The organism is Xanthomonas sp. SHU 166 (assembly GCF_000364685.1).
GTDB lineage: Bacteria > Pseudomonadota > Gammaproteobacteria > Xanthomonadales > Xanthomonadaceae > Xanthomonas_A > Xanthomonas_A sontii.
Genome location: NZ_AQOJ01000044.1, coordinates 1 through 10,878, shown reverse-complemented (window position 1 = coordinate 10,878; position 10,878 = coordinate 1). Strand labels below are relative to the sequence as shown.

At 61.5% G+C, this 10,878-nt stretch carries 11 protein-coding genes and 3 pseudogenes; 7 read left to right on the top strand and 7 right to left on the bottom strand.

Annotated elements, in window-relative coordinates:
• The 4 genes and pseudogenes from D180_RS02110 to D180_RS02100 all read left to right on the top strand — a co-directional run.
• Positions 1–472: pseudogene (locus D180_RS02110) on the top strand (type II toxin-antitoxin system RelE/ParE family toxin); the annotation flags it as partial.
• Positions 473–1,115: 643 nt separating this feature from the next.
• On the top strand, positions 1,116–1,571 hold the full coding sequence (locus tag D180_RS02105; RefSeq protein ID WP_017911481.1) for a hypothetical protein: 456 nt from the start codon (positions 1,116–1,118) through the stop codon (positions 1,569–1,571).
• Between the two features lie 312 nt (positions 1,572–1,883).
• Complete coding sequence (locus D180_RS23725; RefSeq protein WP_157835183.1) at positions 1,884–2,096, top strand: hypothetical protein; 213 nt, start codon at positions 1,884–1,886, stop codon at positions 2,094–2,096.
• A gap of 73 nt (positions 2,097–2,169) precedes the next feature.
• Positions 2,170–3,432 (top strand): lipase family protein, encoded by a 1,263-nt coding sequence (locus D180_RS02100; RefSeq protein ID WP_017911480.1) that lies wholly within the window; start codon positions 2,170–2,172, stop codon positions 3,430–3,432.
• 271 nt (positions 3,433–3,703) lie between these two features.
• Here D180_RS02100 and D180_RS02095 read toward each other — a convergent pair whose 3' ends face one another.
• Positions 3,704–4,405 carry a DUF2306 domain-containing protein gene (locus tag D180_RS02095; RefSeq protein WP_017911479.1) on the bottom strand — a complete coding sequence of 234 codons (702 nt, stop codon included), beginning with the start codon at positions 4,403–4,405 and terminating at the stop codon, positions 3,704–3,706.
• 272 nt (positions 4,406–4,677) lie between these two features.
• Here D180_RS02095 and D180_RS02090 point away from each other — a divergent pair.
• Positions 4,678–5,121, top strand: a pseudogene (locus tag D180_RS02090) (restriction endonuclease); the annotation flags it as partial.
• A gap of 220 nt (positions 5,122–5,341) precedes the next feature.
• On the top strand, positions 5,342–7,204 hold the full coding sequence (locus tag D180_RS22725; protein WP_198526500.1) for an NACHT domain-containing protein: 1,863 nt from the start codon (positions 5,342–5,344) through the stop codon (positions 7,202–7,204).
• Positions 7,205–7,250: 46 nt separating this feature from the next.
• Here the strand turns inward: D180_RS22725 and D180_RS24130 are convergent.
• From D180_RS24130 to D180_RS22715, 4 genes and pseudogenes are all read right to left on the bottom strand, one after another.
• Positions 7,251–7,477: pseudogene (locus D180_RS24130) on the bottom strand (HigA family addiction module antitoxin).
• Between the two features lie 17 nt (positions 7,478–7,494).
• Positions 7,495–7,860 (bottom strand): hypothetical protein, encoded by a 366-nt coding sequence (locus D180_RS02085; RefSeq protein ID WP_017911478.1) that lies wholly within the window; start codon positions 7,858–7,860, stop codon positions 7,495–7,497.
• Between the two features lie 89 nt (positions 7,861–7,949).
• Complete coding sequence (locus D180_RS02080) at positions 7,950–8,240, bottom strand: HigA family addiction module antitoxin (RefSeq protein ID WP_017911477.1); 291 nt, start codon at positions 8,238–8,240, stop codon at positions 7,950–7,952.
• A gap of 16 nt (positions 8,241–8,256) precedes the next feature.
• Complete coding sequence (locus tag D180_RS22715) at positions 8,257–8,538, bottom strand: type II toxin-antitoxin system RelE/ParE family toxin (RefSeq protein WP_081616370.1); 282 nt, start codon at positions 8,536–8,538, stop codon at positions 8,257–8,259.
• Positions 8,539–8,752: 214 nt separating this feature from the next.
• On the opposite strand from D180_RS22715, the gene D180_RS02070 reads away from it, so the two are divergent.
• Positions 8,753–9,085, top strand: a complete 333-nt coding sequence (locus D180_RS02070; protein WP_010341478.1) for a hypothetical protein — start codon at positions 8,753–8,755, stop codon at positions 9,083–9,085.
• 101 nt (positions 9,086–9,186) lie between these two features.
• Here D180_RS02070 and D180_RS02065 read toward each other — a convergent pair whose 3' ends face one another.
• Together D180_RS02065 and D180_RS02060 are read right to left on the bottom strand one after the other, a co-directional pair.
• Positions 9,187–10,245, bottom strand: coding sequence for a virulence RhuM family protein (locus D180_RS02065; protein ID WP_017911475.1), 1,059 nt, complete (start codon positions 10,243–10,245; stop codon positions 9,187–9,189).
• A 21-nt stretch (positions 10,246–10,266) separates the two neighbouring features.
• On the bottom strand, positions 10,267–10,878 hold a 612-nt coding region (locus D180_RS02060), incomplete at its 5' end, for an ATP-binding domain-containing protein (RefSeq protein ID WP_043090320.1).

Here is a 10,878-nt window from a genome sequence, read left to right as displayed (position 1 = left end):
GGCGCCGAGTCCGGCGCAGACCGCCGACAGCAATCCGCCGCCGCCGACCGAGCGCCGTCCGCAGACCTGGACCGGGCGCCCGCCCGGCGCGCTCGACACCGACACCGCGCCGGACAACAGCGGAATGGCCGCCGGCCCCGGCAGCCGCGGCAACCGCCACGACATGGACGCGGCCCAGCCCAGCCTGGAGGTCGGCGGCTACCTGGTCTATTACGACCTGGGCAGCGAGAGCCAGCTGCGCACTTGGCAGCAGCAGGGCATGAAAGAGATGTTCATCCTGCTGCCCGGCACCGAGTACCGCATGGTCTGCCCGCTGGAAATCGCGCTCACCCGCGGCTCCGGCAAGTGCCGCGCGTTGCCGCCGGACTCCCCGGAATTGAAGGACATCGGCGATGCCCGCCAGGTCATCACCATGCTGCAGGTCTACCACCAGGGCGAACTGGTCTGGCGCGGGCCGGGGCCGTATCGCTGAGTTGCTGTGAGCGGGCGATTGATGCGTCCGACCTCACTGCAGTCGGGACTGAAGTCCCTCCTACAAGGAGCGGCCCTCTGTCAGCACTCCAGGCAGCACTGACATCGCGGACAAGCGACCCGCCCCCCGTAGGAGCGGCTTCAGCCGCGACGCCTGAAGCTTCGGGCATATCCGACATCGCTGCCGTCGGGACTGAAGGACACTTCTAATAAGGCGTTATTGCCGCGGCGTGGATGATGTCGTGTCTCGATTGTAGGAGCGGCTTCAGCCGCGACGGGCATTCCCGGTAACGCCCGTCGCGGCTGAAGCCGCTCCTACAAATGGGCTTCGTCGTTGTTAGAGGTGCCGTGAAGTCCCTCGCACAACGAGCGACCAGTCTTCCGCACTGCCGCCAGCGCCAGCACTTGAACAAGGCACCAAGCGATACGCCGGCTGTAGGAGCGGTTTCAACCGCGACCCAGATGCGAAGCGAAACCTGCACAGCGCCACGCCCGAAGCAGCCACACCCCCGCACCCTCACGCCCGCTTTGCATTCGCCGCCCGCCCCGTTGCTAGAGTCGGCCCGCGCCGCCGCGGCCGCCTGTCCCCCGCTTTGCAGGTCTCGCCAAGCCCGGCGTCTTTCCTCCATTGAAGGAGTCTCGACATGCCCTGGAAATTCCCCCTCGCAACGCTCGCCCTCGCCGCCGTCGCCCTGCCCGCGCTGGCCCAGTCCGACCGGCAGGTGGTCGAGGACATGCTGACCCGCTCGGCCAACGTCTGCCCCGGCCACAGCACCGATCGCACGTCGCCGGCGGTGAAGGCCGTGCCGATGGGCGCGCTGCGGGTGATGCTCGATCGCGGCCTGGTGATGTGCCCCGATCGGCGCCTGGACGCCACCGCCCCGGCCGTGTTCTACGGCAGGCTCGGCGTGTTCGCCTGGAACCCCGAAGTCGCCGCCGGCTCCAGCGTGATCGTCAAGCAGATCGACGCCATGACCCGCAAGGACGAGTACCCGTCCGAAACCCTGGTATGGGACGCCAAGGGCACCGCGCTAAAGCAGCAAACGGTGCCCGCGTTCGAACCCAAGCCCGGCGCCACCGTGCTGTACCAAGTGCGCTGACCCCGTTCCGCTGGCCCGCGCACGGGTCGGCAAGATCGATCGCAGCCGGCGGCCCGCAAGGTCCGCCGGCTTTTTTATGCCGCGGTGCGAGTTCAACCGCGACCGCGCGCGGCGACAAACAAGACACACTGTGACGCGCACGACGTCGATGATGTCCTGCTCCTGTCCTTACGCCGCCCACGCGTTTCGTGGCGGCGGACAATATTCGGATCATCTGACGCGATTATCTCTTGCCACCCTACGATTATCTTGAAATCAAGATTATTGACTTCTGAAAAGTCCGCTTCAGAAACGTAGACAAATTCCCGTGACGTGCACGCAGCCGGCCGAAACAGCGGAATTCGGCTGGATTCGCGCGAAACCATGCGGATCTTTCATCCTTTCCTCGTCGCCACTGTGGCGCAGCGCACGCCGCAGCATCGATGGATCTCGGCATTTTCCGACGCGATGTGTCGTGAAATTCCATCAGGCGCGATGCGAATCAATACCGCAGCTAAATATTATCTCGTCGTGTCGCAAAAATAATGCAGACGACATAGTAGCGTTTGCGCCCTCCCCCACCCCCCGGGCGACCGGGATTCGACACGAGGATGTTTCCATGGCCACACAGCGGAATCGGCTGGCGCTGCGCGCACTTTCCCTCATCGGCATCGCGGGCGCGTTGTTGCCCATCGCCGCCACGGCGGCACCGGCGCGCGGCACCGTGCTCAAGAGCAATGTCCTGACCAGCTACACCCGTCAGGCGATCGCCACGCTGCTGGCCAACGACCAATCCCCCGACCAGGCCAAGTGCGACGTGCGCGTGGCCGAGTTCACCTACGCCACCATCGGCGTCGATGGCGAACCCACCACGGCGTCGGCGGCGCTGCTGGTGCCGGGCGGCAGCCAGTGCCCCGGTCCGTTCCCGCTGGTGAGCTACAGCCAGGGCACCGAGTCGCAACGCCGCGCCGAGCAGGCCAAGGAGATCCGCGACGACAAGGGCGACGACACCATGGTCACCCACCTCGCCACCCAGGGCTACGTGGTGGTGAGCAGCGACTACCTCGGCATCGGCCAGTCCACCTACGCGTTCCACCCCTACCTGCACGCCGCGTCCGAGGCCAGTTCCACCATCGATGCGATGCGCGCCGCGCGCCAGGTGCTGCAACGGCTCAACACCCCGCTGTCGGGCAAGGTCATGCTGACCGGCTTCTCGCAGGGCGGGCATGCCGCCATGGCCACCCAGCGCGAGATCGAAGCGCACCTGTCCAACGAGTTCAACCTGGTCGCCAGCGCGCCGATTTCCGGCCCGTATGCGCTCAGCCAGACCTTCCGCGACAGCTGGAGCGGCCGCAACGCCGTGGGCGAGAACACCTTCGGCATCGTCCTGGCCAGCTACGCCATCGTCGGCATGCAGCACACCTACAAGAACCTCTACCTCGACCCGTCGCAGGTGTTCCAGGATCCGTGGGCGAAGAAAGTGGAGAAGCTGTTCCCCGGCAACCAGAGCCTGACCGACCTGGTGCTCGGCGACACCCTGCCGGGCGTGGACAAGATCCGCCAGTACTTCCAGCCCGGTTTCTACAAGGACTTCGCCAGCAACGCCAACGACCCGTTCCTGCGCGACCTGGAGCGCAACGACCTGCTCGACTGGGCGCCGCGCACCCCGACCCTGCTGTGCGGCTCTGACAACGACGCCACCGTGCCGCTGAAGAACGCCACCACCGCCGTCGCCGCGTTCAAGGCACGCGGCAGCAACCAGGCGACCGTGCTCGACCTGGGCACCGGCAAGCCCAGCGACAACAGCGCGCTGGAACACTTGTTCACCGAAGACGCCTGCACCATCGCCGTGCGCCAGCAACTGTTCGACAGGCTCCGCTGAGGTCGCGGCGGGCGACAACGCAGGCGCACTCCTCCCCCGGCGCCTGCGATCGTCCGTCCCGCTGGCTGCCACGCCTGGGCGCAGGCGTGGCGGCGTTTTCTGTGTGGTGAGAACGCTGCGCGCTGCTGGCAACGATGGGGAGCGCGCGTTATGCGTCGCTGCGCGACAGCGGATAAGCGCGAGTTGGCGACAGCGTCGGGACGACAGCAGAGCAGCGTGGCGACGCCGACAGCGGCATTCGCAGGCCGGCATACAGTCCCACGCGTGCACATCATCCCGCGCCGAGACCGGCTCCACGCTGCAACATCGACACCTGCTTTCGTCGGCGCCGCGCCTCAACAATGACGCGGCCAACGCCATACACCGACAACGGCACCACCCAACTGGCCCACAACAGCAGCGCGATCAAGCCCGGCGACGGCGTCAGGCCCAGGCTGATCGCCGACGGCAACGCCAAGCGGAACACCACCGGCGCCAGCGTCGCCAGATAGGCCCGCACCATCCAGCGCTGGTGCCGCAGCACCTGCCCACGCCAGATCGCCACCAACCCGACCGACCCGGTGACCAGCCACGCCAGCGCCGTGGCCGCGAACGCCACCCGGATCGAAAGCGGCGCCGGCGAGGTCGCAATCAGCCCGACCACTCCGATCATCGCCACCACCATCCCCACGAAATACAGTCGCCCGACACAGCGATGCAGCCACGGCCAGCGCCGCCACCGCTGCGTCGCGAACTGCAGCGCCCCCAGCAACAGGCCGACCGCCCCGCCACCGAGATGGCACCACAGCCACCCGCGGCGGGTCATGAACATCGCATAGGCCGGTGACTGCAGCGAGGCGTACTTCAGATAGACCGAGTGCACGAACTCGGCGGCGAACAGGGCCAGGGCGAGCCAGAGCAGCCACCAGGCCAGGCGTACGGCCGGGGCGGTACGCGGTGGCGCGATGTGATGGCGCGTCGGCTCGATGCTCATCTAGTGCCCCGCGTTGCGCCGGACCCTCGGCAGCGCGACGCTAGCACGCAAGTCTGGGCTACACGGAAGGCGGCGACGAGCGGTCGGCGGGCACGTCAGCAAGCACTGCGGCATGCGCCCCGTGGCGGATCAACGCCGGCGACTCAGGGCCGGACACGAAATCGACCCTTCTGCCGATATAGCGGAGTGCGTCTCGATTTGTAGACGACACAGTTAACAATACAGACATCGCCCGCGCACAGGACTATGGTCGATCCAGGGACGGGGGTCGCATGGGACGCAGACGGGGAAAGACAGGATTCGACGCACTGGCGGCGCTGCCGTGGCCGGTGGGAGTCATGGCCGGCATCGCCGGCTTCCTCGCCATGCGCGACGGGCATCCCCTGGTGGTTCTCCCGCCACGACAGTGCGCTGTCGCAGGCCATCGCCCAGCAATCAGAAGGCGCATTCGCTCCCCTGGCATGGATCCTTTTGCTGCTCTGCTGGATCGCGGCGCTCGCCTCGTTCTCAAGGCGCGGCATCGCCGCCGCCTGCTGGATACCCGCACTACCCTCGAAAGCCTGGCCGCCGGCGGCTGGCGCCAATTCGAACTCCTGGTCGGCGAAGCCTTCCGCCGGCAGGGCTACGCGGTAGAAGAAACCGGCCTCGGCGGCGCCGACGGCGGCATCGACCTGATCCTGCGCAAGGACGGCCGCCGCACGCTGGTGCAATGCAAGCATTAGACCATGCTTTCCAAATCACTATCCGTCAGCCAAGTGCACGTAGTGCGAAAGTTTTTGTGACAGCGAATCAATAAGTGTAGTAATGAAAAATTTATAGAATAATTAATTGTCTGCGGAGAATTAATTAAAATCATGAAACTCTAACTTATATTTTATAATTACAAGGATATTTATGTCAGGAGAGAGCCTAGGTGTACTTATGACGGGAGCCGCAGTGAAGGGGGCCACGTCAGCTGCAGTTAAGAACTTCATAGACAATGTAATTACTCCATATTTACGAGGAATGAAGTCAAAAAAATCCGAGGCTTCTATTAAAAAACGTTTATCTAAATATGTAAAAATAATTGAGTTCAAAACAAGGTACGTTTCAACATTTGCGAACACCGGTGGAGTTCTCGCATTTGAAGAAATGTACGAACCACTTACCCTTGAGGCCACCAGTCATCGTTTTTCTTTACAAGTCACAGGGTATCCAACCGCTCTATTTCAAAAGAATAGATGCATTGCTATTACTGACGATGCTGGAATGGGAAAATCCACGCTTGCGAAACACATCGTTAGAAAATCAATAATAGAAGAAAAAGGTATACCGCTATTGATAGAACTGCGGAGAATTAGATCTAGCCACAGTATCCTGCAGTGTCTTTGCGAAGAGCTTGCAGAATCCATCGAAGGAACTCCAGAAGCAGACGCCTTAATTGATCTATTCCACAGCGGGAACTTTATATTTGTGCTTGATGGATTTGATGAAGTCGAGGAAAGCCTACGTCCGAAACTAGTAACAGAGATTAACGATATCTCGGCGCGGTTTCAATTTTGTTATTTTATTCTTACGTCACGCCCGGAGTATTCAATTTCACTTTTTCCTGAATTTTTTCAGGTTAGCATAAGGAAACTTGGTCGTGAACAGGCGTACTCTTTAATAAGAAGATATGACGCAGGGCGAGGCTTGGATAAACTACTAATTCCTAGGATTGACGAGGCAAATGTTGGAGATTTTTTGGGTAATCCGCTTTTGGTCACACTCCTTTATCGCGCTTTTGATCACCGCAACTCGGTTCCGCCAAAAAGAACTATTTTCTTCAGGCAAGTTTACGATGCTCTATTCCAGGATCACGATCTAGCTAAGGGTGACGCGTATTCTCGATCCAAGGAGTGCGGGCTAGACTCCGAGGATTTTCACAAGTTGTTGAGATCACTTGGGTTCGAAACGTTCAGATCAGGACGTGTTTCTTATAGCGCCGAAGAGTTGCTGGCTTTTATAAAAAAGGCGCTTGCTAGAGCCGACATTAAGGTAGACTGCAAAAGAGTTCTTCAGGACATCTTAAAAGCTGTCCCACTTTTTCAAAGAGATGGGCTTGAAATTAAGTGGGCACACAAGTCGTTCCAGGAGTATTTTGCGTCCCAATATATACTTACAGATACTGCAAATTTGCGCGACGACCTGATTAAAAAAATGTTCTCCAGCACCGAGGCAGAAAAATACAGAGAAATATTCAGATTTTTTGGAGAATTTGATCTTGGGCTGATGCGCACTTTATGCATATCCCCTCTTCTCTCTTCGATCAGCGAAATAGCTGGCGTAGAAGGAAAATTTGAACTTGCGTCAATATTTTGTGCCGTTGATATTTACTACATAGCAAATGTCACAAAAAAACATGAATTCAAATCAGCAAAATCATTAGTTCTGGAAAGATTTGGCATTGATATTGCTGGGCGGCGCGCAATAATGTCCAAGGGTAAAAAAACATCATTTTTGATAGTTGCAGTATTAAAAGATTTTGGTATGAGATTTTTATTGATCTCAATAATTGACAAGAAAATGTTCCCCACCTACAAAAGAGAAGACAGGGCTATAAGCATCCAAAAATGGCCGGAAATACTTGGAAGTTCAGACTGCCACGTTAATGACACAATGCCAAATTTTATCGATTTCCTAAAGAAGATCGGTTCTATAAAGTATGTAGAAGCAGCAGCCGCGCTGCACAGCATTAGTAAAGACGTGGTAGATGAACTTGCGGAATCAAAGAATCGTAGAGAGCTGTCGCTTGCGCGTTCAGTCCTTGACGACTTTTGAAGTCTCAGTCTAGGAACCGCTCGATCCGCTTAGGCAGATCACCAAGCTAACGATGAACCTCTTCCAGTTTATAATCCGCCTGCAGACCCAGCCAAAAGCGTTCGGTCTTGCCCAGCGCCGCGGCAAAGCGCACAGCGTGTCGGCTGTGATGCAGCGCTTGCCCAGCACGACTTTGTTGATGCGGCGCGGCGGCAAGTCGGTGTCGCGAACAAATGAGTTTTGGCTGATGCCTGCGGGACGAGAAGCTAGCGCGCCGGAAACATGAGTCGGAATACACTATAGGTGCATCCTCACCCGCCGCTCCACAGTCCAGCGAAATCAAACGAAAGCTGCCGATGGTGGCGGATGGAGAGCAGATACACAGTGGCGGATGCCTCTACCGCCGTGTACAGCATCAAGTAGTCGCCGTGCAGGTAGATGCGCAACGCATCCGGCGCTCCCGCCGGCAATGCGGCCAGTTGCGCCAGCGCCTCGGCCGATTGCGGTGGGGTGTCCAGGTAGGGCCAGCCGATGCGCGGGAAGCGCCGCAGGTTCGGGATCACGGCCGCCCGCGATTCGGCGAGCAGGTCACCGAAGGCCGCAGCGGCATCGGCGTCCAGCAGGAGAGGAGAAACAGGGGTCAGAGTGCACTTTTTTACCAGCCTGACCTTGTCCAAAGGGGGCCGACCCATCGGACGATGCCTGAAGCTGCTGTAGGAGAAGTGCACTCTGACCCCGGTTTTCCCGCAGGTCCCATAATCTTGCCTCAAGCCGCCAATCGCTTGATCCTCGCCGGCAGATCGCCAAGCAGGCGATGCGCCTCTTCCAATTCGTAGTCCGCCTGCAGGCTCAGCCAGAAGCGTTCGGTCGTGCCCAGCGCCGCGGCCAGGCGTACGGCGGTGTCGGCGGTGATGCCGCGCTTGCCCAGCACGATTTCGTTGATGCGGCGCGGCGGCACGCCGGTGGCGCGGGCGAGCGCGTTCTGGCTGATGCCCAGCGGGACGAGGAACTCGTCGCGCAGCACCTCGCCGGGATGGATATTGGGCAGGGATGCCATAATGAGTTGCCTGAAATCAGTGGTAGTCGACGATGACGACCTCGGCGACATCGCCGTCGTGCCAGCGGAAGCAGATGCGCCATTGGTCGTTGATGCGGATGCTATGCTGACCACGCCGATCGCCTTTCAGCGCTTCCAGCCGATTAGCCGGCGGGACACGCAGATCCTCGAGACTGGCAGCGGCATTGAGCATGCGCAGCTTGCGTCGGGCGACCGGCTGGATATCGGCCGGCAGCCTGCGCGAGCGCTCACCACGCCAAATCTTTTCGGCTTCCTTGTCGATAAAGCTCCTGATCACACAGCCACTATGACGGCATTCGTCATATGACGCAACCCGTCATAGTGACAGGCACCGAACTCCACACTGCTCCAGCCTCGGCAGCACGCGGAATGGCGTGCGGAGGGCGGATTCGGGCCAACCGGCGCCCGGCGTGATCTCCTCCCCATTCTTGACCTCCCATACATCCAACTCATCGCATCCTCGCCCCGATTCCAACACCGGAGGCGGGGACATGACGAAGTGGATGGGAGCCGCGCTGGCCGCGGCGATGCTGGTGACCGGCTGCGCCCGGGTGGAGGGCGAGAAGTTCGTCGGCCACTGGGTCAACGTGGAGTCGAAGGACGACACGATCGACATCGAGCGCAACGGGGAGTCGTTCATGGTGCGCAACACCACCCCGCGCTTCTTCACCCGCAAGCCCAAGACCGAGAGCTACCCGGCCATCTACAAGGATGGCGTGCTACAGGTGACCAACGACGGCGAGACGGTGAACTTCGCCATCGACGAGGCCGATGGACACCTCAATACCGGCAGCGACGAGTACCAGCGGGTTCCGGCCAAGTAGTCGCGCGACGTCGAGCCCGGACCCCGGGCTCGCCTGGCCTGCCCGCATCGGAAGGTTGCTGCGGGCCCGGCAGTTCGCCGGTTCCCGGGACGCCGCTTCGCTTACTCGCCAGTGGGCCGCTTGGTCCGCGTGGACCGGCGTTTCTCGCTCTCGAGCGCTTTCAGCTTGCGCGTTGCCTCTTCGAAATCCCGCTCCACCGGCGACGGTTCTTCCAACGTGCGCTGCCTGTAGCGGGCGAACTCGGCCTTGGAAAATTCCAATGCCTGCTCGCGGCCGATGCGGCCGGCATGGGTCAGCACGTCGCGGTCGCTCAGGCGCAGGAAGTCGTCCAGCTTGGCGATCCATGCGGCCATGGTCATCGGCCTGCGGTTCATGGCCTGCAACTCGGCGAACTCCAGGTAGGCGGTGACGATGCGGTTCAGTGCCTCCAGCTCCTCCGCGTTCAAGTAGCTCTTGGCGACGACCGCATCGGACGCGCGCGGCGCGGCGCCCACCCAGTTGGTCATGCCGCTGTGCGGCTTGCTGGCGTCGGCGCGCTCCATGAGCAGTTCGGCGGCGGTGTGGCCATGGGCCGCCCAGTGCATCTTGTTCTGCACAGTGGCGAAGAAGCGCTGGCTGGCCTCGGCCGACGGGTCGTAATCCACGCTGGTGGCGTAGATGTCCAGCACCTTGCGCCAGAACAGCTTCTCCGACGAGCGGATGTCGCGGATGCGGCCCAGCAGTTCTTCGAAATAGCCATCGTCCGGCCCGCGCTTGAGCCGTTCGTCGTCCAGCGCAAAACCCTTGACCAGGTACTCGGACAGCCGCGCCGTCGCCCACTGGCGGAACTGGGTGCCGCGCGCGGAGCGGACCCGGTAGCCGACGGCGAGGATGGCGTCGAGGTTGTAGTGCCTGAGGTTCCGGCGTACCTCACGCGTCCCCTCCTGGCGAACTTGTAAGTAATCCTTACATGTTGCCTCTTCACGCAGTTCGCCCTCCTTGTAGATCGTTCTGAGGTGCTGGGTGACGTTCTGCGGGGTCGTCTGATACAGCTCCGCGATCTGCGCCTGCGTCAACCACACCGACTCGCCTTCCAGCCGCACCTGGATCCGCGTCTGCGCATCCTCGCTGCGATACAGGATCAATTCCGAGGTGGGGGCGTCCTTGTCGTCGTTACGCATGCCAGCTCCTGACGCGGCTCGTCAAAACAGCGCGCCCTGGATCGGCGTGCTGGGTAGTTCGGGAAGGATATCGGCTGTAGGCCGCATCGGCTGCGACTGTGGCTGCTGCTCCCCATCCAACCGCAACGCCAACCCCGAGATCCGCGCCGCGTGCCGGGCGAGTGCGGCGCGCAGCACCGGTTCGCTGGCGGCGACGTGCAGCGCGCGGCGGGCGCGGGTGATGCCGGTGTAGACCAGTTCGCGGCTGAGCACGCGGGCGTCGCGCGCCGGCAACTGCAGCCACACTTCCTCGAACTCGCTGCCCTGGGCCTTGTGCACGGTCATGGCGAAGGCGCTCTCGTGCGCGGGCAGCGCGGCCGGGTGGAAGCCGCGGACCTGGCCGTCGCCGGCGCCGTCGAACCAGGCGACCAGGGTGCCCTGTGCGTCCTTCAGGCAGATGCCGACGTCGCCGTTGAACAGGCCGTGGCGGTAGCTGTTCTCGGTGATCAGCAGCAGGCGCCCGTGGAACCAGGGCGAGGCGGCGCCGAGGCGGCGTGCGCCGCTGGCGGTCTCGGCCAGCAGTTGTTCGATGCGCGCGTTGAGCCCGCGCGCGCCCTGCGGGCCGGCGCGCACGGCGGTGAGCAGGCGCAGGCG